This is a genomic window from Dermacoccus abyssi (assembly GCF_003515945.1).
GTDB lineage: Bacteria > Actinomycetota > Actinomycetes > Actinomycetales > Dermatophilaceae > Dermacoccus > Dermacoccus abyssi.
Map to the genome: position 1 here is coordinate 257263 of NZ_QWLM01000003.1, position 21438 is coordinate 278700.

A 21438-nucleotide genomic window follows, 5' to 3' on the forward strand; every position below is an offset into this window, starting at 1 on the left:
AACAGAACGGACAGGAGCACACATGCGGAAGCGAATCGCGGCAGCACTCGCCGCCGGAGTCCTCGGCGGAGCCCTGGTCCTTGCCGGCTGCTCGTTGAATGGCAACGATCAGGCCTCACCCAGCGGGGGCAGTCACCAGGGGCACGGCAACGACAAATCAGGGAACCAAACAGGAAGCAGTGACGACGGAATGGAACATCCGATGGACGGCGGGCCCGCGCCCGCAGGGATCAAGGACGCGACCAGCCCCAAGTACCCGGTCGGCACCGAGGTGAAGCTGACCGCCGACCACATGGACGGGATGGACGGGGCGAAGGCCACGATCGTCGGCGCGTACAACACCTACACCTACTCGGTGAACTACACGCCCACCACCGGCGGCGACCCGGTCACCGACCACAAGTGGGTTGTCCAGCAAGAAATCAAGGACGCCGGCGACAAGCGCCTGGCCGACGGCACCGAGGTCACGCTGGAGGCCGAGCACATGGAGGGCATGAAGGGCGCGAAGGCGACCGTCGCCTCCTCCACCAACGAGACCGTCTACATGGCCGACTACGAGTCCGACGGTATGAAGATGACCAACCACAAGTGGGTCACCGAGAGCGAGATCCAACCGGCCTCCTGAGCCGACAGCCGCCGACCCTATCGGGTCCGCGGCGCGAGGTGCACGACCCGATCGAGGAGAAGAACCAGCCATGACAGATCCGAACACACACCAGCACGGCCACGGCGACGGCACCGACGCGCACGGCGAGCACCGGGCCGTCGCGACGTCGGAGCACGCTCAGCAGGCCGATGCGCACGCCGGGCACCAGGGCCACGCCATGGACCACGGGCAGCACGCAGACCACACGGGCCACGACGAGCACGGAGATCACAGCGGCCACGACGGGCACGCGGGCCACGGGGACCACGTGGACCAGTTCCGCCGGTTGTTCTGGATCAACCTCGTCATCGCCGTCCCCGCGGTCGCACTCTCCCCGATGTTCGCCATGCTGCTGGGCTACGAGGTCCCCGGCTGGGCGGGCTGGGTCGCCGCGGCCCTCGGCACCGTCATGTACGTCTGGGGCGGCAGGCCTTTCCTCACCGGTGCTTGGAGCGAGCTGAAGAGCCGCAAGCCCGGGATGATGCTGCTCATCGCCCTGGCGATCACGGTCGCCTTCTTCGCCTCCTGGGCCGCGACGCTGGGGCTGGTCAACCACGAGCTGGAGTTCTGGTGGGAGCTGGCGCTGCTGATCGTCATCATGCTGCTGGGCCACTGGATCGAGATGCGCTCCCTGGCCCAGACCACCTCGGCGCTGGACTCCCTGGCGGCGCTGCTGCCCGACGAGGCCGAGCGGGTCGAGGGCGAGAACGTCGTCAGGGTGGCCCCCGCCGACCTCAACGTGGGCGACGTGGTCATCGTGCGCCCCGGCGGCAGCCTCCCTGCCGACGGCACCATCGTCGACGGCCGCGCCGACATGGACGAGTCCATGATCACCGGCGAGTCCCGCCCGGTCTCCCGCGGCGAGGGCGAGCCCGTCACTGCCGGCACCGTCGCCACCGACTCCGGCCTGCGGGTGGAGATCACCGCCACCGGCGACGACACCGCCCTGGCCGGCATCAACAGGCTCGTCGCCGAGGCGCAGAACTCCTCCTCCCGCGCCCAGCGCATCGCCGACAGGGCCGCGGCCTTGCTGTTCTGGTTCGCCCTCGGCGCGGCGCTGATCACCGCGGTCGTCTGGACCCTCATCGGCATGCCCGACGACGCCGTCGTGCGCACCATCACCGTGCTCGTCATCGCCTGCCCCCACGCCCTCGGCCTGGCGATCCCGCTGGTGGTCTCGATCGCCACCGAGCGCGCCGCCCGCGGCGCGTCCTGGTCAAGGACCGCCTCGCGCTGGAGTCCATGCGGCAGGTCGACGCGGTGCTGTTCGACAAGACCGGCACCCTGACCAAGGGCGAGCCGACCGTCACCGGCGTCGAGCCGACCGGCGACCTGGACGCCAATCAGGTGCTCGCCCTCGCCGCCTCCGCCGAGGCCGACAGCGAGCACCCGCTCGCCAAGGCGATCGTCGCCGCCGCGAAGGAGAAGGGCCTCGCCCTGGAGCGGGCCAGCGGCTTCTCCTCCTCCCCGGCCGTCGGCGTCACCGCGACCGTCGCCGGCCAGGAGGTCCGCGTCGGCGGGCCGCGGCTGCTCGAGGAGACCGGTCAGCACGAGGTCGACGCAGCAGAGGAATGGCGCTCCGAGGGCGCGATCATCCTGCACGTCCTCCGCGGCGGCCAGGTGATCGGCGGCCTGAAGCTCGCCGACGAGGTCCGCCCCGAGTCCCGCGACGCCGTGGACGCCCTCCACGCCCTGGGCGTCGAGGTGGTCATGATCACCGGAGACGCCGAGGCGGTGGCGAACGAGGTCGGCAAGGAGCTCGGCATCGACCGCGTCTTCGCCGGCGTCCGCCCCGAGGACAAGTCCGCCAAGGTCGCCCAGCTGCAACACGAGGGCAAGAAGGTCGCCATGGTCGGCGACGGCGTCAACGACGCCCCGGCGCTAGCGCAGGCCGACGTCGGCATCGCGATCGGTGCGGGCACCGACGTCGCGATCGCCTCCGCCGGGGTGATCCTGGCCAGCTCCGACCCCCGCAGCGTGCTCTCGGTGATCCAGCTGTCGAGGGCCGCGTATCGGAAGATGAAGCAGAACCTGTGGTGGGCAGCGGGCTACAACCTGATCTCCGTCCCGCTCGCCGCCGGTGTGCTCGCCCCGGTGGGCTTCGTCCTGCCGATGTCGGTCGGCGCGATCCTGATGTCTCTGTCCACCGTCGTGGTCGCGCTCAACGCCCAGCTCCTGCGGCGCATCGACCTCACCCCCGAAGCCAGCACCCGCTCCGTCCTGGAGCGCCAGAAGTGAATTACACGCCCATGATCACCGACATCGCTTCCGACAGCGCGGGCTCCGAGATCGAGACCGCGGCCCATCAGCACGGCTACATCAGCGACAAGGACCGCTACTTGGCGCGCATGAGGCGCATCGAGGGCCAGGCCCGCGGCATCGCCAAGATGATCGACGACGAGAAGTACTGCATCGACATCCTCACCCAGGTCTCGGCGCTCACCCGCGCCCTGCAGGGAGTCGCCACCGGGCTGCTCGACGACCACCTCAAGCACTGCGTGCTCGACGCCGCCAAGCTCGGCGACGAGGACGCCGCCATCGCCAAGATCCAGGAAGCAAGCGACGCCATCAACCGACTCGTCCGCTCCTGAATAGGCGAGAAGACGACCCGAGGGCAACCAAAGAGGAGAAGTTCATGCCCCGCTTCGACAGGCTGACTCCGGAGACCGCCGTCGGGGCGTCGCGCGAGCTGCTCGGCGAGCTCGTCGAGCGCCACGGCACCGTGGGCGACATGGTCTCCACCATGGCCCACTCGCCGGCCGTGCTCGGCGGGTACCTGCAGCTGAGCCGGGCCATGCGCCGGGCCAAGATCGACCGCAGGACCAGCGAGCTGATCTCGATCGCCGTCCAGGCCCAGCAGGGCTGCGGCATGTGCCTGGCCTCCCACGTCGAGGCGGCGCGCTCACTCGACGTCCCGGAGGAGAAGATCCGACTCGCGCACGACGGCACATCATCCGACGCTGCCCTCGCCGCGATCATCCGCCTCGGACTGCAGGTCTACCGCGAGCCGGCATCCATCACCGACGATCAGGTCGACGAGCTCCGCGCCTTCGGCTACAGCGACCGCGCGATCGCCGACGTCGTCGGAGTCGTCTCGCTCAACGTCATAACTGGAGCGTTCAACCTCGTCGCCGGGCTCACGCCCGGCGACGACGGCTGACGCTCTCGCGGTTGGGCGAGCAACGACCTGGAACCTTGAGCTCTCCGCCGCCGGGATCGGCCTTAGCCGAAGCAGCTTTGGATCCAGCGGATCCTCCAGGAGAGAGAACCTCCGCCGACGGCTACCGGGTGGGCCGATCAGCGCCAAAGGTCGCCTGACGTCGAGAAGACCACCCGTCTGTGGCCGCGGTGGCACGACTGCTCACCTACCGTCTTCGCTGGCAGCGCGGGCAGAGGTGGCTCGACCGGTTCATGAACTGCTCGCGCACGATGAGCGTTCCGCACCGCCGGCACGGCTTGCCCTGCTGGCCGTAGGCGTCGAGGGAGCGGTCGAAGTAGCCGCTCGCGCCGTTCACATTGACGTACAGCGCATCGAAGCTCGTGCCCCCTTGGGCGAGCGCTTCGCGCATGACGTCCTGCGCTGCCGTCAACAGGTCGACCAACTGACGCTTCGTCACCTTCGAGCCCAGCCGCCTGCCGTGAACGCCCGAGCGCCACAGCGCTTCGTCGGCATAGATGTTGCCGATACCGCTCACCACACCCTGGTCGAGAAGCATGCGCTTGACGGCGACGTCCTTGCGTCGCATGAGACGCGCGACCGCTTCGGCGTCGAAGGCGTCCTCGAGCGGATCTGGTGCGATGTGCGCGATTGTGCTCGGCACCTCACGTCCGTGCGCCACCGTCAGCTCGTCGAGATAGAGCCCACCGAAGGTTCGCTGGTCGACGAAGCGCATCTGCATCGGCGCAGCGTCAGATGCGTCGCCGTCGAGGTCGAACACGGCGTGCGCGTGCTTCTCCATCGGCGCATCCGCCGCCTCGACGAGAACCTGACCACTCATGCCGAGGTGGACGACGAGGGCGTCGCCCTCCCCCGCGAACGTCAGCCACAGGTACTTGCCGCGCCGCTCGGCGACTCCACACGGCGTCCGCGCAGGACGTCGGCCAGGTGATCCGGGCCCGGCACGTGCCGGCGCGCGACCCGTGCTCCGGTGACCCGAGACGTGACGAAGGCCCGGCCGACCACGTGGTCGGCCAGGCCTCGACGTACGACTTCGACTTCGGGGAGCTCAGGCATCGGAACGCGGCGAGACGTCCGATTCGGCGTCGGCTACCGCCTCTGCCGTCGTGACGCCGGAGTTCTTCGCCGCCTCCTCGCGCAAGCTCACCCATGCGTTCTCGGCGGCGAGCATCTCTGCGCTCTTCTTGTTCCGCCCGGTGCCGATGCCGAGCACCCGCTCGTCGACGACGACCTTCGCGGTGAACACCTTGTCGTGATCGGGGCCTTCGCCCTCGACGACGTACGCGGGCGCGCCGAGGCCGGCGGCCGCAGTGGCCTCCTGCAACGACGTCTTCCAGTCGAGCGCCGCGCCGAGGCTGGCCGTCCGTGACATCAACGGGTCGATGAGGTGATGCACGATCCGCCGTCCGGCCTCGATGCCGCCACACAGGAACACAGTGCCGATGACGGCCTCTGTCGTGTCGGCGAGGATCGAGTCCTTCGTCCGGCCGCCCGTGGCGAGTTCACCGCGTCCGAGCAGCAGATAATCGCCGAGGTCGAGCTCACGCGCCACCTCGGCGAGGGCCCGCGAATTGACGACGGCGGCCCGCTGCTTGGCCAACTGCCCCTCGGGAGCGTCGGGGTGGTCGCCGAAGAGCGTCTCGGTGACGACGAGACCCAGCACGGCGTCGCCGAGGAACTCCTGGCGTTCGTTGTGCGGGATTCCGCCGTTCTCGTACGCGAACGAGCGATGGGTCAGGGCACGACGAAGCAGCGGCTCATCGACGTCCGTACCCGAGATCTCACTGAGTTCTCGGGCCAGATCGCCGACGGGCCGCTGCGTAGCGTCAGCCGCCGACCGCTTCGAGCTTTTCTTGCCCACGGTCTGGCGAGTGAGGCCGGTCAGGCCTGGTGCTCGGTGCGCTCCGCGGCGCCGTAGTGACGGCCGTTGTACGTGCCGCACGACGGGCACGCCATGTGCGCCTGCTTGTTCGCGCCACACGACGGGCACGCCTGCAGAGCGACCGGCGTCGCCTTCCAGTTGGCTCGGCGCGAGCGGGTGTTGGCGCGCGACATCTTCCGCTTGGGGACAGCCACGTCAGTTCCTCTTCTCGTCGTGTGCCGGATCGGCGTCGGCCAGGTTGGCCAGTGCCGACCAGCGGGGGTCGATAGCTTCGTGGTGGTGGTCAGGATCGTCCGCGAGCCGGGCGCCACATTCGGCACACAACCCGGGGCAGTCCTCGCGACACACCGGTTGGAACGGCAGTGAAGGCACTACCGCATCCCTCAGCACGGGCTCGATATCGGCGTCGTCGCCGTCGAGCTCGGGCAGCTCGTCCTCGTCATCGCCGCCGGCCACCTCACGGTGGTGCGCGGCACGCTCGGCGTAAGCGAACAGTTCCTGAAAGTGAACGTCAACAGGAATGCTGACGTCGTCCAGGCACCGCACGCAGGCGCCGGTCGCCGTCGCTTCGACCTCACCGGTGATGAGGACGCCCTCCATCACGGCTTCGAGACGCAGGTCGAGCCCCATGGGCTGACCTTCCTCGATGCCGATGACGTCGGTGCCGAAGTCGGCCGGAGTCGCGACATCACGATGCAGACGCAGAGAATTACCGGGTCGGCGACCGAGTTCCCTGGTGTCAATCACCAGAGGTCGGCGCGAATCAACCTGGTTCATTACCCTGCCGTCTTCGTGAGTCGTGTCTTCGATCGCTTCGGCCACAGCGATGGCGTGGGCCGACGTGCAAGTCTACGCCAGCGCGTGACGCCCACCCAAATCGTCCGGCCGACCTCAGCCGGCGACGCCGAGTCGCTCGAGAAGCGGGCCGTGAACGGCCTCGGGAACCATGCCGGAGATGTCTCCCCCGAGCGTGGCCACCTGCTTGATGAGCGAGCTCGACAGGTGATCCATGCCGGGGTTTCCCGGCAGGAACAGCGTCTCGAGCCCCGAGAGCGAACGGTTCATCGTGGCCATCGGCAACTCGTAGCTGAAGTCGGTCTCACCCCGCAGGCCCTTGACGACGATCGGAGCCTCGAGGCGCGCACATACCTCGACGAGCAGTTCATTGGCGAAAGCCTCGGCGCGCACGTTGGCTAGGTGCGCGACCGACTTCTCGATGAGGCCGACGCGTTCGTCGGCCGTGAACGTGCCCTGCTTGTCCGGGTTGTAGAGGACGGCAACCACGACCTCGTCGAACAGGCGCGCGCTGCGCTCGACAACGTCGAGGTGGCCGAGGGTCAAGGGATCGAACGATCCGGGGCAGACACAGCGGGTCATCACTTCTCCTCGGTCGCGGCCGCGGGAACGACTTCGTCCAGCGTGGCGACGACGGCGTCGACGTCGTCAGGGTCAGGGCCCTCGCTGAACTCGGCGAACCACATCGTCGTCTCGCCGTAGACGCGCGGCTCCCACGGTGCGAGCCGCTCGTGCCACGTGGGTTCGGGCGAGCGCGACGAACGCTCGATGACGACCAGGGCGCGCGGTGCGAGCCAGCCGCCCTCGACGAGCGAGTTGATGGCCTGACGCAGCTGCTCCTCACTGACCGAGTACGGCGGGTCCATGAGGACCAGGGCGGCCTGCACAGTGGCGGGCTGGTCGAGGAATCGCTCGACGGCCTGCGTCACGACGCGTACCGGCGAGAAACCGAGGTTGCGCACGTTGGTGCGGATGACGGTGGCGACGCTGCGGTTCGCCTCGACGAAGGTGACGGACGCGGCACCACGACTGAAGGCCTCGAGTCCGAGGGCGCCCGATCCTGCGTAGAGGTCGAGGACGTCGGCTCCGAGCACGGCGCCGAGGTGCTCAAGTCGTGAGAAGAGTGCTTCACGCACACGATCCGCGGTGGGCCTCGTGCCCACGCCCGCTGGCGTGTCGAGCCGCCTGCCGCCTGCTTTTCCGGCGATGATGCGCGTCATTAGCCTCTCTCCAGGAACTCAGCCTGTTGGTCGTCGACACGCTCGTGCGCAGCCTGGGCCAGCAGGGGGTGATCGGCCATCGTCGGGTCTTGTTCGACGAGCGCTACGGCTTCGTCGCGGGCCTTGGCGATGACCTCGAGATCTGACGCCTTTGTCAGTTCCAACCAGTCGAGGGACGTACGGCGACCACTCTGCGCGGCGCCGAGCACGTCACCCTCTCGTCGTAATTCTAGATCCAGGTCGGCGATGGCGAATCCGTCGGTCGTCCCCGCGACGCGGCCGAGGCGTTCGAGGGCCTCCGGGGACTCGGAGCGTGTGACGAGCAGACACAGACCGCCGTGCTCCCCTCGGCCCACGCGGCCGCGGAGCTGGTGCAGCTGGGACAGGCCGAAGCGATCGGCGTCGACGATGACGATCATCGAGGCGTTGGGCACGTCGACCCCCACCTCGATGACGGTGGTGGCCACGAGAACGTCGACCTCTCCCCCGGCGAATCGCCGCATGACGGTGTCCTTCTCGTCGGCCGGCAACCGGCCGTGCATGAGATCGATCGAGACGCCTCCGAGCGCCGGCAGGTGACGCATCTGCTCGATGAGCTCCACGACACCGACCGGACGTAGCGCCTCACCGTCATCGGCAGGCGTGCCCGGGCCGACGAGCATTGCCCCGGAGCCGTCCTGCGCGTCACCAATCCGACCGGCCACGACGTAGACCTGTCGGCCTGCGCGGCACTCCTCGGCGATGCGCTCCCACACGCGGTTCATCCACGCCGGGTTCTGCGCCTGCACGACGTGGCTGACGATGGGTGCCCTCCCCCGCGGCAGTTGCCGCAGGGTAGAGACGTCGAGGTCGCCGAACGCCGTCATCGCCACGGTGCGGGGTATCGGCGTGGCCGTCATGACGAGCACGTGCGGCGGCGTGGCTGCCTTCGAGTTCAGCGCGGAACGCTGCTCGACTCCGAAACGATGCTGCTCGTCCACCACCACGAGCCCGAGATCGGCGAAATCGACGTGCTTCTGCAGCAGGGCATGGGTTCCGATGACAATGCCGGCCTCGCCGGAGACGATGTCGAGCAGTGCCTGCGAGCGCGCCGAGGTCGACATCGATCCCGTGAGGAGCGTGACGCGCGTGCCGTCGGCGTCCCCGCCGAGTTGCCCGCGTTGCGCGAGGTCGCCCAGCATGGCGCGCATCGACGTGGCGTGTTGCGCCGCGAGCACCTCCGTGGGCGCGAGGAGGGCTGCCTGTGCGCCGGAGTCGACGACGGCGAGCATCGCCCGCAGCGCCACGATCGTCTTACCCGAGCCGACCTCACCCTGGAGCAGTCGGTGCATGGGCACCTCACGCGCGAGGTCGTCGGCGATGGCGGCACCGACCTCGACCTGCCCCGACGTCAGCTCGAACGGGAGAGCGCGGTCGAAGCGCGCGAGCAGACCGTCCGGGCGCGGGACGCGAGGCGTCGCGGGTACCGAGCGAGCCTTGGCCCGGCGCTGCGCGAGCACGAGTTGAGTGATGAACGCCTCGTCGAAGCGGAAACGCTTCTTCGCCGCGCCCACGTCCGCCATGGTGCGCGGCAGGTGCGCGGCGCGCATGGCACGCGTGAGATCGGGCACGCCCATGCGCTCACGCAGGTCGTCGTCGAGCGGGTCGGGCAAGGTGCCGACCGCGTCGAGCACCTGCTTGATCGACAGCGTCAGACTGAGGTTCGTGATCTTCTCGACCTGTTTGTAGACCGGCACGAGGCCGTTCTCGTAGATGCTCATGTCAGCGTCGTCCATGAGCGAGTACTGCGGGTGGGTGAGCTGCAATTGCTTTCCGTAGAGCCCCAGCTGACCGCTGAAGAGGGCTCTCTTACCCGGCCGAAGAATGCCGTAGTGCGGGTGCGCACTGAAGAACGTGACGAGCGCGCGCTGGCCCGCGTCGTCGACGATGACGGCGTTGGCCATGGAACCGCGCCGGTTCTTCATGCGCCGCTGCGTCATCTCCGCCACCTCGGCGGTGAGAACGACGTGCTCGCCGAGTTCGAACTCCGAGAAGCTGCTGCCGGCGTGGGCGTCGATGTAGCGGCGCGGGAAGTAGTGAAGGAGATCGCCGACCGTCTCGAGGTTGCGCGCCTTCGCGAGTTTCTTCGCGCTCGTGCCGAGCACCTTGACGAGCGGTGTCTCGAGCGTTACCTCACTCATGGATCACTCCGAGTTGGACGAGGAAGCCCGATTGCAGACGCAGGAGGTCGAGCTCCGCTCCGACGCGTTCGGCCTCGGCTTCCAGGAAGGTGACGAACTGCTCTGCCGCGGCCGGTTCGGCGTCCGGCGCGATGCAGGCGGTGACGACCTCGGCTCCCTCGAAATGGCTGCGCACAAGATCTCGCGCGGCACGCCACGTGCCCGCCTGCAGTACCTCGATCTCCTCATCGGCATCGAAGCCCGTGGCAACGGCGTCAAGGCCCGCGAGCAGTGTGACGAGACTGTGACTGCGGGCTCCGTCACCGGGAGTTCCCCGGTCGGCGAGGACGAGAGTCGACCCGTTGTCCGGTTCGACGATGCGCTCGCTGACGGCGGCCCCGAGGCTGCGCGCATAGCGCTGCACGGCCTCGTCCTGGGCAACGACGACGACGTCGCTGACTGTGTCGAGGCCGCCGGCGAAGCGCGTGACCGCGATGTTGTTCACGGACCCCGCGTCACGGGCATGGGAGACCGCGACGAGCGGAAGGTCGGTGTGCACGTGGAGGCGGTGGATACCGTCTCCACCGGCGACGACGACGCTGTCACCGACCTCGGTGAGGCGCGAGCGCAACGAGGCAGCCACCTCGTCCGTGAGCCCCTCGATCACGCCCATGACTTCGAAGGCCGGACCGTCGCTCGTCACCTGACAGCCGCCCTCCGAACGGACGCTTCGCGCCTCGGCGCGGGGCAGCCAGGAGCGTTCGCTGGCACGAGGAAGCCCGTGGCGTCCGCTCGCAACACGGCTGAGGCACTCGAGCACGATGGCGAGGCCGGCTCCGCCGGCGTCGACGACCCCCGCCTCGGCGAGGACGGCGAGTTGTTGCGGAGATCGGGACAGGGCGAGCTTCGCGCCGTCGAACGCCGCCTGCGCCACGTCGTCGACCTGGGGCGTCTCGCCGGAGTGCACGGCCTCGGAACGAGCGTGGCTCGCCGCGACAGCCGCCGCTTCGGCGACGCTGAGCATGGTTCCCTCGACGGGGTTGTCGACGGCTCCCCTCGCCGAGGATGCGCCGGAGTGCAGGGCTCGCGCGAGAGCGTCGCCGTCCAGCCCGAGGGCAACGGCCTCGTCCACGCCGTCGGGGTCGACGGGCAACGCTCCGAGCGCTCCGACGAAACCCCGCACGTACTCCGAGAGGATGACCCCCGAGTTGCCCTGGGCCTCACGCGTGATGGCACCGAGCACCTGGCGCAGGTCGGAGCGAGCGGTGCGCGCACCCGGATCGAGTTCTTCGACTGCGCGAAGGCCGGCCTCGAGGGTGGCGCGCATGTTCGTGCCCGTGTCGCCGTCGGGCACCGGGTAGACGTTGAGGGAGTTGAGGATCGTCTCCGACGCGGCAAGCTCTGCTCGGGCCGCGACGAGGACGCGGGCGAGGGAGGCCAACGTGAGCGTCGTCGTCATGGCGCCCCTCCGTCCTCGCTCATCCGTGACTCACGGGCGACGCGTGGGCCGAGGCACCCACGAACCGCTCGTTCGCCCCTACTCTGGCACAAGGCACCGACAATGGAATCGTGGGCGAATCGCCGCTGCCTGACGGCTGACACCCCGCGCGTGCGCCCGAAGCGAGCCACTCGCCTCGTTTTGCTCCGCCAGGTAGGGCTCGGCTATGCTTCCCAGGTTGCCTCCGTGTCGCCCGTCGTCCTGACGTGCCTGCCGGGGCGAAACCCAAGAACGTTCATCGACTTCAGGAGAAACCGTGGCTGCCACCTGCGACGTCTGCGGCAAGGGACCGGGCTTCGGTCACAACATCTCGCACTCCAACCGCCGCACCAAGCGTCGTTGGAACCCGAACATCCAGCGCGTTCGCGCGATGGTCGGCGAGGCTGGCGTGACCCCGAAGCGTCTCAACGTCTGCACCTCCTGCCTCAAGGCAGGTAAGGTCAAGCGCTGATCTCAGCACTTGCGTCAAGAAACCCGGCTCCGGCCGGGTTTTTTGTTGCCCGCCTTCACGATATTGCCGTGAAAGCGCGGCATCCCTCCCGCGGTAACCGCTCACCATCGGTGGGTACGCGTGAGCCGGGCGCCCCCTTCGGGGGGACGCCCGGCTCAGTCGTTCGCAGTCAGTACCTCAGTGGGCGCTGGGCTGCTCGTGCTCCGCGGCGGCCTTGTCCTCGGCGAGCTCACGCTCATCGACGACGATCGGGCGAGTGACTGCCCAGCCGATGAGCGCTGCCGCCAGGACGAGCAGACCGACGCCGGTCCACAGGTTGAGGTTCGCGCCGTCGGCCTTGGCCCGGTCGGCCTCGCTCGTCGTGAAGCTCATCCCGACGAGGATGACGCCGTAGATGCCCATGAGGGCACCGATGATGTTGCGGATGTCGAACAGGCCCGCGCCGTGACGCGCGGAGTTGGCCGCCTTCGCGGTGCCTGCTCCGGCCTTGTCGTTCGTGGGAGTACTCATGGTTCAACCCCTCAGTGGAAGACGATGTTGAGCAGGATGACGAGGGCCAGCGAGATTCCGGCGAGCTTCGTCGGCGACTGCCACCAGCTCGTGGTGGTGTCCTCCTCGAAGTCCTCCTTCGGCGTCTCGCTGTAGACGAGGCCGCGCAGCGACTCCGCCGGCTTCGGCTGCGTCGCGAGGCTCACGACGTAGCTGACGAGGACGTCGACGACGAACGCCGTACCGGCAGCCACGAACGAGGCGCCCTGGCCACCGATCGGGATGACGCCGACGGACAGCCCGCCCAGAGCGTCCTCCGAGAGCACCGCGACGATGACCGCGCCGACGGTACCGGCGACGAGACCGGCCCAACCGGCCGTCGCCGTCATGCGCTTCCAGAACATACCGAGGATGAACGTGGCGAACAGCGGCGCGTTGAAGAAGCCGAAGAGCGTCTGCAGGTAGCTCATCGCGTTCTCGTAGCTGGCGGCGAGGAACGAGGTGAAGATCGCGACCACCGTGGCGACGACCGTCATGATGCGGCCGATGCGGATGTAGTACGCGTCGTCACGCTCCTTGACGACGTACTCCTGCCAGATGTCGTAGCTGAAGACCGTGTTGAACGCCGAGATGTTGGCGGCCATACCTGCCATGAAGGCGGCGAGCATACCGGCGATGGCCACGCCGAGCAGACCGTTCGGCAGCAGATCACTCATGAGGTACAGCAGCGCGTTGTTGTAGTCGGCGCTGCCACCCGAGGCCTTGGCCTTGGCGATCTCCGGCACGAGCACACCGGCGATGATGCCGGGGATGATGATGATGAACGGGATGAACATCTTCGGGAACGTGCCGATGATCGGAGCACGGCGAGCCGAGTTCATGTCCTTGGAGGCCATGACGCGCTGAACCTCGACGAAGTTCGTCGTCCAGTAACCGAAGGAGAGCACGAAGCCGAGACCGAACACGATGCCGATGACGGACCAGACCGAGCTCGTGAAGCCGGTCAGGGAGTTACCCGGCCACGAGGCGAGTTCGCCGTCGGTACCTGCGACCTGCATCTTGTCCTGCAGGCCGCCCCAGCCGCCGACCTTGTGCAGGGCGGCGAGCGTCAGCGGCAGCAGTGCGGCGACGATGACGAAGAACTGCAGCACCTCGTTGTAGATGGCAGCGGAGAGGCCACCGAGGGTGATGTAGCTGAGGACGATGACGGCGGCGACGATCGTCGAGACGGTCATGTCCCAGCCGAGCAGCATGTTGACGATCTTCGCCAGCAGGTAGAGGTTCACACCGGCGATGAGCACCTGCGCGAGCGCGAACGAGATCGCGTTGACGAGGTGGGCGCCGGTACCGAAGCGGCGCTTCATGAACTCCGGCACCGAGCGCACGCCCGAGCCGTAGTAGAACGGCATCATCACGATGGCCAGGAACAGCATGGCCGGGATCGCGCCGATCCAGTAGTAGTGGAACGTCGGCATACCCATCTGGGCACCGGACGCGGACATACCCATGATCTCGACGGCACCGAGGTTGGCCGAGATGAAGGCGAGGCCGGTGACCCAGGCGGGCAACGATCGGCCGGACATGAAGAAGTCGATGCTCGAACTCACCTGACGGCGGGCCAACAGGCCGATGCCGAGAACGAAGACGAAGTACAACGCGATGAGCACGTAGTCGACCGGCCCTGCGTCGAGACGCAGTGCGGGGGTATCCATAGGCAGCAAGGCTGGCTCCCGGTCTGAAGATTCTGCTTGACCGCCTGACGGTAGCCCACGGCCCCCTTCGGAGCCATGCAGACGGGCTCATCACAGAGGATTGCAATACGTTCGCAACAATCGGAGCAGTTCGCTCGTCAGCGAGCGCCGAAGTGCGTCCAGCCCTCCGTCTGCGCCGACTCGCCGTCGAGCGTCACGCCCCGGCCGTCCTCGACACGGCCGACGACGTGCCATCCCGCCGGAACGCGCCCCTCCGGGCTTGTCGCGAGCAGGGCGTGTTCCTCACCGCCGGAGAGCACACACTCGAGTGCCCGATCCCCCACCACCGGTTCGAGGGGACGCGCCATCGCACGGAGCGCGTCACCGTCGAAGGCGAGGCGCACGCTCGACGCCCGCACGATCCGTGCGGCGTCGAGCATCAGGCCGTCGGAAACGTCCATCGCGCAGCGCACCCCCGCAGCAACAGCTTCGTCACCCGCGTATCGCGGGCGCGGGGCACGATGCCACCCCACGCATTCCTGAGTCGCTGTCCCGGCTCTTTCCGAGGGCGCGACTTCACCGAGCAATACGAGCAGACCGGCGTGACTTCGCCCGAGGACGTCGGAGACGATGATCGACTCCCCCACTCGCGCGTTGGCACGCAGCAGCGGCTCGCGCCCCGCGGGCAGATCACCGAGGGCCGTGACCGCGATGACGACCGTGCCGTCGGGCGCTCCCGAGAGGTCGCCGCCGAACGAACCGACCCCGGCACGCCGCAGTTCGTCGGCCATACCGCGCGTGAGGTCGACGAGCCAGTCGACACGGGTGGCCCCCTCAGCGGCCAGTGCGACGACGACGCCGGTCGGACGCGCGCCCATCGCAACGACGTCGGCGAGGTTCTGCGCGATGACCTTGACCCCGACGTCCTGGGGCGACGACCAGTCGTCACGCCAGTCGAGGCCGAGCACCATGGAATCCGTCGTGACGACGGTACGGCCAGTGCTCGTTGTGAGGACGGCGGCGTCGTCACCGGGCCCGACATCGGCCGCCGCGGGTTCGACCACGGCGAGGACGGACCTCAGCACGCCCAATTCACCGACGTCGTCGACGGTCGGGGCGTCGCCGCCCACTCTCGGCGTCCACACGTTCCTCACGGCCCCATTCAAGCAGGCCGGAACAGACCGCATCCGCGCCGCACCAGGCAGCGCGCAGCCACCGCCGGTAGCGTTGTCCACCATGACGACGCTCCGTTCCCTCAGCCTCCTCGTCGCCGGTTCGTCAGCCGTGTGGGCGCTCGCCGCGTGCTCGCTACCTCCGGTGGAGGCCAAGCCCGCGGATCGCGCGGACACCCCGCAGTGCAAGGCGGCCTCGAGCGCCTGGCCGGCGAAGGTGGCCGGTTTCGAGCCGTACCCCGTCACCACGCCGTCCGACGCGGTGCGCGCATGGGGCGAACGGCCCGAGTCGTCCGTCATCGCGCGCTGTGGCCTCACCCCTCCCGGACCCACCACGGAGACGTGCTTCGAGGCGAACGGCGTCGACTGGGTGCAGTCCGACCTGTCGGACGGGCGTCGCTACACCACCTACGGCCGAGAACCGGCCATCGAGGTGCTCGTGCCGAAGGAGTCTAAGGCCGATGCCTCCACGCTCGCGGCTTTCGCGCCCGCAGCGAAGAAGATCGCCCAGGGCGAGCGGCGCTGCTCCTAGGCGATCTTCTGCGAGTTTCGAGGCTCAGCCGACGTCAGCGCAGCCCCGTGCGGCGCTCGCGCGCCAACTCGATGAGGTCGGTGATGAGCTCGGTGTAGCCGAGACCACTGGCGTTCCATACCTGCGGGAACATCGAGACCGGCGTGAAGCCCGGCAGCGTGTTGATCTCGTTGAGGTACAGCGTGCCCTCGGGCGTGTAGAACCAGTCGACGCGCGCGAGACCCTCGCAACCGGCGGCGTCGAACGCTGTGATCGACAGTTCCTTGATGCGGGCGGCGTCGTCGGCCGGGACGTCGGCCGGGCACGACAGGCGCAGCCCGTCGTCGTTGAGGTACTTGGCCTCGAAGTCGTAGAAGTCGTGCGCGCCGATCTCCTCGATCTCACCGAGTTCAGACGCTCGCGGCAGGTCGCTGCCGTGGCCTTCCAGCACGCCGCACTCGACCTCGCGGCCGACGATGCCCGCCTCGACGACGACCTTCGGGTCGCTCCGGCGTGCCATCTCGATGGCCGCCTCGAGCTCGTCCGGGCCGTTCACCTTCGAGATTCCGACCGACGAGCCCGCACGCGCGGGCTTGACGAAGACCGGCCAACCCAGCGACGCGACGGCGTCCATGGCTGCGGCCTTGTCGCGGCGCCACTCCTTGTCGGTGATGACGGTGTACGGCCCGACCGGCAGACCGGCGGCCGCGAAGACGACCTTCATCATGTGCTTGTCCATCATGACGGCCGACGCCGTCACGCCGGAGCCCACGTAGTGCAGGTCGGCCAGTTCGAGCAGCCCCTGCAGGGTGCCGTCCTCACCGAACGGGCCGTGCAGCAACGGCAGGACGACGTCGACCGAGGTGAGCGCCTCGGGGGTCTCGCCCGGCTCGAGCACGAGGATGTCGTGCTGCTCCGGCGACGGCGCGACGAGCACCTCCTTGCCGGAGCCGCTCTTCACCTCCGGAAGCTGCTTGTCCTTGATGGCGAGCGCCTCGACGTCGTCGGGCATGAGGACCCACTGACCGGTCTTCGTGATGCCGATCGGCACGACCTCGTAGCGGTCGCGATCGATCGCCGCGAGGACACCTGCGGCCGTGGCACACGAGATGGCGTGTTCGGAGGAGCGTCCACCGAAGACGACGGCGACGCGGGTACGGGTCTGGGAAGTGCTCATCGTCTGTCACTCTAGCCGTCCACATGCCGCAACCTGCGAACCTCGCACCGACGAGCCGTGCCAGGCTCGACGTCATGACAGGCGACCCTTCTCGACCCCTCGCACCTGCGACCCGCCTCGTCGGCTCGGGCCGTCCCCCACGCTCCCCCGGCGCCTCGGTGAGTCCCGAACTGGCGATGACGTCGACGTACGTCGCGGGCGGCGACGTCAACTACGCGCGCGTCGGCAACCCGACCTGGAGCGCCTTCGAGACGACGCTCGCAGCGCTCGAGGGTGACGACTCCACTCGCGCGCTCGCGTTCGCCAGCGGGATGGGCGCCATCAGCGCAACACTGTCCCTCCTGCCGCACGGCGGAACGGTGCTCGCGCCGCGCCACTTCTACAACGGCACCTCAGGGCTGCTCGAGACGTGGGTCGCAAGCGGTCGCGCTCGCCTCGTCCGCATCGATCTGTCCGACACCTCGGCCGTCGAACGAGCCCTGACGGACGGCGTCGACGTCGTGTGGATCGAGTCCCCCGCGAACCCGACGCTCGAGACCTGCGACGTCGCCGCCGTGACGAGGTGCGCGCACGCCGCGGGCGCTCTCGTCGTCGAGGACAACACGTTCAACACCCCGCTCGGCCGCCGTCCGCTCGACGACGGGGTCGACGTCGTCGTCCACTCGGTGACGAAGTACCTCGCCGGTCACAGCGATGTCCTCCTCGGCGCGGCGGTGACGAACGATTCCTCACTCGCCGAACGACTGCTCACGGCGCGCACCCTCGGTGGCGCGATCCCCGGGCCGTCCGAGACGTGGCTCGCGCTGCGGGGCATGCGCACGCTCCATCTGCGCTGGGAGCGGGCCTGCGCGAACGCGGCCGAACTGGCCGCGCGCCTGGAGGAGCACCCGAACGTCGTCCGCGTCCGCTACCCCGGCACCGGAGCCATGATCGCCGTCGAGGTGGACGGCGGCCAGTCGGCAGCGAGCGCCGTCGAGGACGCCGTCGACGTGTGGCTGCCCGCAACGAGCCTGGGCGGCGTCGAGTCGATGCTGGAGCGCCGCCGTCGCCACGCCCTCGAGCCCGAGAGCGTGCCGGAGAACCTCCTGCGGCTCTCCGTCGGTGTCGAGGACGTCGACGACCTGTGGTGTGACCTCGACGCCGCCCTCACGGGATCCAGCGCCTGAGTCCGACCAACCTCGAGCCTCAGACGCGCTCGCTCTTGCGCGAACGCGACATGAGGGCGCGGACCATCTCGTCGGGCGTCCAACCCTCGTGGAGGATGGCGTGGACGCCTTCGACGATCGGCATGTCGACGTGGACGCTGCGCGCCAGCTCGAGGATCGAGCGGCACGACTTGACGCCTTCGGCGGTCTGGTTGGTCGCGGCAGTGATCTCCTCGACCGTCTTGCCCTCCGACAGCGCGAGGCCGAACTGGTGGTTTCGCGACAGACGTGAGCTGCAGGTGGCCATCATGTCGCCCACGCCGGCGAGACCGAGGAACGTCTGCGGGTCGGCTCCCAGCGCGACACCGAGACGCGCCGTCTCGGCAAGTCCGCGGGTCAGCAGAGTGGCCGTCGAGTTCTCCCCCATACCCAGGCCGTGCGCCATGCCCACGCTCAGGGCGATGACGTTCTTCACCGCGCCGGCGATCTCGGTACCCACGACGTCGGCGTTGGTGTACGGCCGGAAGTACGGCGCCGCGCAGGCTTCCGCCACCTTCGAACGCACTCCGTGACGTGACGCGGCGACGACGGCCGCCGCGGGCTGCTTGTCGGCGACCTCCTTGGCCAGGTTCGGCCCCGAGACGACGACCACCCGGTCGGCGGGCACCTCCGCAACCTCTTCCATGACCTCGGTCATCCGCTTGAGGGTTCCGAGCTCGATGCCCTTCATCAGCGACACGAGCGGCGCGCCGTCCGGGATGTGTTCGCGCCAACCCTCGAGGTTCTCGCGCAACGTCTGCGACGGCACCGCGAGAACGAGGATGTCGGAGCCGTCCATCGCCTCTGCGACATCACTCGTGACATGCACACGGTCGGTCAGGCGCAGGCTCGGCAGGTAGTCGTCGTTGACGCGGGTCGTCTCGATGGCTTCGGCGAGTTCGGGGCGTCTGCTCCACATCGTGACGTCAGTGCCCGCGTCCGCCATCACCGCGGCGAACGCCGTTCCCCAACTTCCCGATCCCATGACCGTGGCCTTGGTCATCGTGCGCCTTCCGTTCGACTCGAGCGCGATCGCACGCGCGGGTTGTCCAGTGGTGTCGTCGTCGGGGACTCGCCCCGGATCTCGACGAGAAGCTCCGTGATGGCCGCCATGACCCGAGCTGTTGCCTCGGTGAGCACCTCGGCGTCGAGTGGCCGTGCTCGCAGGTCGTCGAGGTCGACGGGCGGCCCGGCACTCACCGTGACGTCGTGGCGGCGAACCACCGCGCTCGGCAGCGACTTCAGGGCGTTGCGCCTTGGGGGCAGGATCCGCTCGGGACCCCACATGGCGACGGGCACCAGCGGACACCCGGTCGTCAGCGCAATGCGAGCGGCCCCTGACTTTCCGGCCATGGGCCACAGGTCGGGGTCGCGCGTGAGCGTTCCCTCGGGCAGGAGGCAGACGATCTTGCCCGACTCCACGGCGTCGACGGCAGCGGAGAAGCTGTCAGCGGCCCGCGCTGTGCCTCGGTGGACGGGGATCTGGCCGGCACGCTTGAGAAGCGGCCCCAGGACGGGCGTCGCGAAGACCTCGGCCTTGCCGAGAAAGTGCGGCAGACGCCCTGCGTGCAGGAGGAAACGACCCAGGACGAAGGGGTCGGAGTAGCTCAGGTGATTGCCCGCGATGACAGCCGGGCCGTGGTCGGGCACGTGCTCGGCACCGCGCCAGGTCTCCCGCAACCACGGCGAGATCCCGGGCGCGACGACACGCGTGATGAATCGCACGACACCGTTGCGTTCACTCTCGTCGAGCGAAACGTCGGACATGGGCACCTCCTGGCTCGTGCGCAACTCTAGCCGCGGGCCGGCCCGAGGGCGGGCCGGAGCTCCGAGTCGTCGGCCACCGACCGCAGAAACACACCGGACGGTCCTCCTGGGCATTCGTCCGCGAAATCTGCGAGCATTCAAACCGTGCAGAACCGATCGTCCACCTGGAGCATCGTCCTCGCGTTCAGCGACGGTCGAAGCCTCGCCGCGCCCCGCACCGTCGACCCCGTCGCGTGGGCTCGAGCGAGCGCCCTCGACACGATCGACGCCGTGAGCGCTGCCGTCGAACCTGCCAACCTTCTCGTCCTCAGCGATGACGAGGCCGTGCGAACCGGCGCGACGGAAGCAGGGGCTCACGCACGCGAACAGGGCCGCGATCTCAACGCCGCACTGACTGCGGCGCTCGCCGACTGGGTCAGGTCCCATCCCGAACGCTCCGGCGCCGTGTTGCTCGGCCCGCTTCCCTACGCCGACGGCGACACGATCAGCGCTCTGCTGCGTGCTTGTGCCGCTACCGAATCCGCAGTCGTGGTCTCCGACGACGGCGGCTCCGTCGCCATCAGCCACCACGACCCCGCACGGCTGGCTCCCCGTTTCGGTGGCTCGAGCGCCGGACGTCACCAACGCGTCGCCGTGAGTGTCGGATCGCACTTGACGGACGATCTCGCGCGCCACGTCGTCGAGGGTCGTGAACCCGTCGGCTCACGCACCGCAGCCCTCGAACGCTCGGCGACGAAGGGAGCGTGAGCATCGTGCAGGAACAGGCGAGCGTCCACCGCTTCGATCCCGAAACACTCACCGGCGAGGTCATCACCGACAACGGCCGGGTGCTGGCCTTCTCCACCGAGGCGTTCATGCGCAGCAGCCTGCGCACGCTCCGTGTCGGTCAACGCCTCAACGTCGACATGGGCCCCGACGGTATTCGCCGACTGTGGATCGATGGAATCGGCGCCGGACAAACCATCCGCTGACCTCGACGCGAGTACTGGGAGAACGAAAGAAGGACCCCGAGACCAAGCCGGTCTCGGGGTCCTTCTTCGCTGTCAACGCTCAGCGCGAGGCGCTGGCACGTCCACCCGCATTACCGGTACGCGGAAGCTTGTTCGGGTCCGCAGTGACGACCTTGAAATTGGTGCCGGGGGTGAACTTCGGCACGGCGGTGGCGTCGATGTGGACAGCCTCGCCCGTACGCGGATTGCGACCGGTGCGCGCGGCGCGATCGACGCGCTCGAACGTTCCGAACCCCGTGATGCCGACCTTGTTCCCCGCTGCGACCTCACGGATGATGACGTCGACGACTGCCTCGACAGCCTCCAGTGCCGCCCTCTTGCTCCCGAGTCGCTCCTCGAGACGGTCGACAAGGTCTGCCTTGTTCATTCCTCCACCCTTCACTGGCGTGCATTGCCCCGCGAAACCTCGCAATGCGCAGATATATCGATCAAATTACCCACAAGGGTGGAGCATCGTCCATCCGACGCGTGCTATCGAACGCCGCTTCACGCGAGCGCGAAAGACCCGGACTGCCGCACCATTCCGCGGTAGAAGGGGAAGAATCGCCGACATCCTTGAGTGTGAACGTGATTCGCGAACTGTGCAAGACCTCACACTCGATTTGCCG

At 68.4% G+C, this 21438-nt stretch carries 22 protein-coding genes and 2 pseudogenes; 9 read left to right on the forward strand and 15 right to left on the reverse strand.

What is annotated here, in order from left to right:
• Nucleotides 1–22 precede the first annotated feature (22 nt).
• The 4 genes and pseudogenes from D1832_RS04295 to D1832_RS04310 all read left to right on the forward strand — a co-directional run bounded on the left by D1832_RS04295 (nucleotide 23) and on the right by D1832_RS04310 (nucleotide 3806).
• Nucleotides 23–625 (forward strand): YdhK family protein, encoded by a 603-nt coding sequence (locus tag D1832_RS04295; protein ID WP_118912756.1) that lies wholly within the window; start codon nucleotides 23–25, stop codon nucleotides 623–625.
• Nucleotides 626–695: 70 nt separating this feature from the next.
• A pseudogene (locus D1832_RS04300) lies at nucleotides 696–2884 on the forward strand (heavy metal translocating P-type ATPase).
• An 11-nt stretch (nucleotides 2885–2895) separates the two neighbouring features.
• Nucleotides 2896–3237, forward strand: a complete 342-nt coding sequence (locus tag D1832_RS04305; RefSeq protein WP_182434653.1) for a metal-sensitive transcriptional regulator — start codon at nucleotides 2896–2898, stop codon at nucleotides 3235–3237.
• Between the two features lie 44 nt (nucleotides 3238–3281).
• Entirely contained in the window at nucleotides 3282–3806 is a 525-nt protein-coding gene (locus D1832_RS04310) for a carboxymuconolactone decarboxylase family protein (RefSeq protein WP_118912758.1), read from the forward strand.
• 205 nt (nucleotides 3807–4011) lie between these two features.
• Here the strand turns inward: D1832_RS04310 and mutM are convergent.
• The 8 genes and pseudogenes from mutM to D1832_RS04350 all read right to left on the reverse strand — a co-directional run bounded on the left by mutM (nucleotide 4012) and on the right by D1832_RS04350 (nucleotide 11339).
• Nucleotides 4012–4880, reverse strand: a pseudogene (gene mutM / locus D1832_RS04315) (bifunctional DNA-formamidopyrimidine glycosylase/DNA-(apurinic or apyrimidinic site) lyase).
• The gene (gene rnc, locus D1832_RS04320; RefSeq protein ID WP_047311964.1) at nucleotides 4873–5685 is read right to left on the reverse strand and encodes a ribonuclease III; all 813 of its coding nucleotides are present in this window, start codon (nucleotides 5683–5685) and stop codon (nucleotides 4873–4875) included. The pseudogene mutM and the gene rnc overlap by 8 nt, the downstream one beginning before the upstream one ends.
• Nucleotides 5686–5705: 20 nt before the next feature.
• Entirely contained in the window at nucleotides 5706–5900 is a 195-nt protein-coding gene (gene rpmF / locus D1832_RS04325) for a 50S ribosomal protein L32 (RefSeq protein ID WP_047311963.1), read from the reverse strand.
• 1 nt (nucleotide 5901) lies between these two features.
• Entirely contained in the window at nucleotides 5902–6483 is a 582-nt protein-coding gene (locus D1832_RS04330) for a YceD family protein (RefSeq protein WP_047311962.1), read from the reverse strand.
• A 114-nt stretch (nucleotides 6484–6597) separates the two neighbouring features.
• Nucleotides 6598–7083 carry a pantetheine-phosphate adenylyltransferase gene (gene coaD / locus D1832_RS04335; protein ID WP_118912759.1) on the reverse strand — a complete coding sequence of 162 codons (486 nt, stop codon included), beginning with the start codon at nucleotides 7081–7083 and terminating at the stop codon, nucleotides 6598–6600.
• On the reverse strand, nucleotides 7083–7721 hold the full coding sequence (gene rsmD / locus D1832_RS04340) for a 16S rRNA (guanine(966)-N(2))-methyltransferase RsmD (RefSeq protein ID WP_118912760.1): 639 nt from the start codon (nucleotides 7719–7721) through the stop codon (nucleotides 7083–7085). Before rsmD ends, coaD begins: the two co-directional genes overlap by 1 nt.
• The gene (locus tag D1832_RS04345; RefSeq protein WP_118912761.1) at nucleotides 7721–9901 is read right to left on the reverse strand and encodes an ATP-dependent DNA helicase RecG; all 2181 of its coding nucleotides are present in this window, start codon (nucleotides 9899–9901) and stop codon (nucleotides 7721–7723) included. The genes rsmD and D1832_RS04345 overlap by 1 nt, the downstream gene beginning before the upstream one ends.
• The gene (locus D1832_RS04350; RefSeq protein WP_118912762.1) at nucleotides 9894–11339 is read right to left on the reverse strand and encodes a DAK2 domain-containing protein; all 1446 of its coding nucleotides are present in this window, start codon (nucleotides 11337–11339) and stop codon (nucleotides 9894–9896) included. The genes D1832_RS04345 and D1832_RS04350 overlap by 8 nt, the downstream gene beginning before the upstream one ends.
• Nucleotides 11340–11634: 295 nt before the next feature.
• On the opposite strand from D1832_RS04350, the gene rpmB reads away from it, so the two are divergent.
• Nucleotides 11635–11829 (forward strand): 50S ribosomal protein L28, encoded by a 195-nt coding sequence (gene rpmB, locus D1832_RS04355; protein ID WP_047311958.1) that lies wholly within the window; start codon nucleotides 11635–11637, stop codon nucleotides 11827–11829.
• Between the two features lie 177 nt (nucleotides 11830–12006).
• Here the strand turns inward: rpmB and D1832_RS04360 are convergent, their stop codons facing one another.
• The 3 genes from D1832_RS04360 to thiL form a co-directional block, all read right to left on the reverse strand.
• Nucleotides 12007–12339, reverse strand: coding sequence for a hypothetical protein (locus D1832_RS04360; protein WP_206609349.1), 333 nt, complete (start codon nucleotides 12337–12339; stop codon nucleotides 12007–12009).
• Nucleotides 12340–12350: 11 nt separating this feature from the next.
• Nucleotides 12351–14030, reverse strand: a complete 1680-nt coding sequence (locus D1832_RS04365) for a sodium:solute symporter family protein (protein WP_118912763.1) — start codon at nucleotides 14028–14030, stop codon at nucleotides 12351–12353.
• Between the two features lie 137 nt (nucleotides 14031–14167).
• Nucleotides 14168–15163, reverse strand: coding sequence for a thiamine-phosphate kinase (gene thiL / locus D1832_RS04370; RefSeq protein ID WP_182434654.1), 996 nt, complete (start codon nucleotides 15161–15163; stop codon nucleotides 14168–14170).
• Between the two features lie 82 nt (nucleotides 15164–15245).
• Between thiL and D1832_RS15275 the strand changes: the two genes are divergently transcribed.
• Complete coding sequence (locus D1832_RS15275) at nucleotides 15246–15713, forward strand: DUF3515 domain-containing protein (RefSeq protein WP_182434655.1); 468 nt, start codon at nucleotides 15246–15248, stop codon at nucleotides 15711–15713.
• Between the two features lie 34 nt (nucleotides 15714–15747).
• Here D1832_RS15275 and D1832_RS04380 read toward each other — a convergent pair whose 3' ends face one another.
• Entirely contained in the window at nucleotides 15748–16869 is a 1122-nt protein-coding gene (locus D1832_RS04380) for a D-alanine--D-alanine ligase family protein (protein WP_047311954.1), read from the reverse strand.
• A 74-nt stretch (nucleotides 16870–16943) separates the two neighbouring features.
• On the opposite strand from D1832_RS04380, the gene D1832_RS04385 reads away from it, so the two are divergent.
• Nucleotides 16944–18035 carry a trans-sulfuration enzyme family protein gene (locus D1832_RS04385; RefSeq protein ID WP_118912806.1) on the forward strand — a complete coding sequence of 364 codons (1092 nt, stop codon included), beginning with the start codon at nucleotides 16944–16946 and terminating at the stop codon, nucleotides 18033–18035.
• Between the two features lie 19 nt (nucleotides 18036–18054).
• Here D1832_RS04385 and D1832_RS04390 read toward each other — a convergent pair whose 3' ends face one another.
• Together D1832_RS04390 and D1832_RS04395 are read right to left on the reverse strand one after the other, a co-directional pair.
• Nucleotides 18055–19056: an NAD(P)H-dependent glycerol-3-phosphate dehydrogenase gene (locus tag D1832_RS04390; protein WP_118912765.1), complete on the reverse strand. Its 1002-nt coding sequence runs from the start codon at nucleotides 19054–19056 to the stop codon at nucleotides 18055–18057.
• Nucleotides 19053–19820, reverse strand: a complete 768-nt coding sequence (locus D1832_RS04395; protein ID WP_118912766.1) for a lysophospholipid acyltransferase family protein — start codon at nucleotides 19818–19820, stop codon at nucleotides 19053–19055. Before D1832_RS04395 ends, D1832_RS04390 begins: the two co-directional genes overlap by 4 nt.
• A gap of 144 nt (nucleotides 19821–19964) precedes the next feature.
• Here D1832_RS04395 and D1832_RS04400 point away from each other — a divergent pair, with 144 nt between their 5' ends.
• Both D1832_RS04400 and D1832_RS04405 read left to right on the forward strand, forming a co-directional pair.
• Nucleotides 19965–20567, forward strand: coding sequence for a glycosyltransferase family protein (locus D1832_RS04400; RefSeq protein ID WP_118912767.1), 603 nt, complete (start codon nucleotides 19965–19967; stop codon nucleotides 20565–20567).
• Complete coding sequence (locus D1832_RS04405) at nucleotides 20564–20791, forward strand: cold-shock protein (RefSeq protein WP_118912768.1); 228 nt, start codon at nucleotides 20564–20566, stop codon at nucleotides 20789–20791. Before D1832_RS04400 ends, D1832_RS04405 begins: the two co-directional genes overlap by 4 nt.
• A gap of 79 nt (nucleotides 20792–20870) precedes the next feature.
• Here D1832_RS04405 and D1832_RS04410 read toward each other — a convergent pair whose 3' ends face one another.
• Nucleotides 20871–21197, reverse strand: coding sequence for an HU family DNA-binding protein (locus tag D1832_RS04410; protein WP_118912769.1), 327 nt, complete (start codon nucleotides 21195–21197; stop codon nucleotides 20871–20873).
• Between the last annotated feature and the right edge of the window lie 241 nt (nucleotides 21198–21438).

What these genes read in the sequence shown, in the direction of transcription:
- coaD (WP_118912759.1), bottom strand. Translation starts at nt 7,083, where the DNA reads ATGACCCGCTGTGTCTGCCCCGGATCGTTCGATCCCTTGACCCTCGGC.
- D1832_RS04410 (WP_118912769.1), bottom strand. Translation starts at nt 21,197, where the DNA reads ATGAACAAGGCAGACCTTGTCGACCGTCTCGAGGAGCGACTCGGGAGC.
- D1832_RS04380 (WP_047311954.1), bottom strand. Translation starts at nt 16,869, where the DNA reads ATGAGCACTTCCCAGACCCGTACCCGCGTCGCCGTCGTCTTCGGTGGA.
- D1832_RS04295 (WP_118912756.1), top strand. Translation starts at nt 23, where the DNA reads ATGCGGAAGCGAATCGCGGCAGCACTCGCCGCCGGAGTCCTCGGCGGA.
- D1832_RS15275 (WP_182434655.1), top strand. Translation starts at nt 15,246, where the DNA reads ATGACGACGCTCCGTTCCCTCAGCCTCCTCGTCGCCGGTTCGTCAGCC.
- D1832_RS04385 (WP_118912806.1), top strand. Translation starts at nt 16,944, where the DNA reads ATGACAGGCGACCCTTCTCGACCCCTCGCACCTGCGACCCGCCTCGTC.
- D1832_RS04330 (WP_047311962.1), bottom strand. Translation starts at nt 6,483, where the DNA reads ATGAACCAGGTTGATTCGCGCCGACCTCTGGTGATTGACACCAGGGAA.
- D1832_RS04365 (WP_118912763.1), bottom strand. Translation starts at nt 14,030, where the DNA reads ATGGATACCCCCGCACTGCGTCTCGACGCAGGGCCGGTCGACTACGTG.
- D1832_RS04310 (WP_118912758.1), top strand. Translation starts at nt 3,282, where the DNA reads ATGCCCCGCTTCGACAGGCTGACTCCGGAGACCGCCGTCGGGGCGTCG.
- D1832_RS04390 (WP_118912765.1), bottom strand. Translation starts at nt 19,056, where the DNA reads ATGACCAAGGCCACGGTCATGGGATCGGGAAGTTGGGGAACGGCGTTC.
- D1832_RS04395 (WP_118912766.1), bottom strand. Translation starts at nt 19,820, where the DNA reads ATGTCCGACGTTTCGCTCGACGAGAGTGAACGCAACGGTGTCGTGCGA.
- D1832_RS04345 (WP_118912761.1), bottom strand. Translation starts at nt 9,901, where the DNA reads ATGAGTGAGGTAACGCTCGAGACACCGCTCGTCAAGGTGCTCGGCACG.
- rsmD (WP_118912760.1), bottom strand. Translation starts at nt 7,721, where the DNA reads ATGACGCGCATCATCGCCGGAAAAGCAGGCGGCAGGCGGCTCGACACG.
- D1832_RS04360 (WP_206609349.1), bottom strand. Translation starts at nt 12,339, where the DNA reads ATGAGTACTCCCACGAACGACAAGGCCGGAGCAGGCACCGCGAAGGCG.
- D1832_RS04350 (WP_118912762.1), bottom strand. Translation starts at nt 11,339, where the DNA reads ATGACGACGACGCTCACGTTGGCCTCCCTCGCCCGCGTCCTCGTCGCG.
- D1832_RS04305 (WP_182434653.1), top strand. Translation starts at nt 2,896, where the DNA reads ATGATCACCGACATCGCTTCCGACAGCGCGGGCTCCGAGATCGAGACC.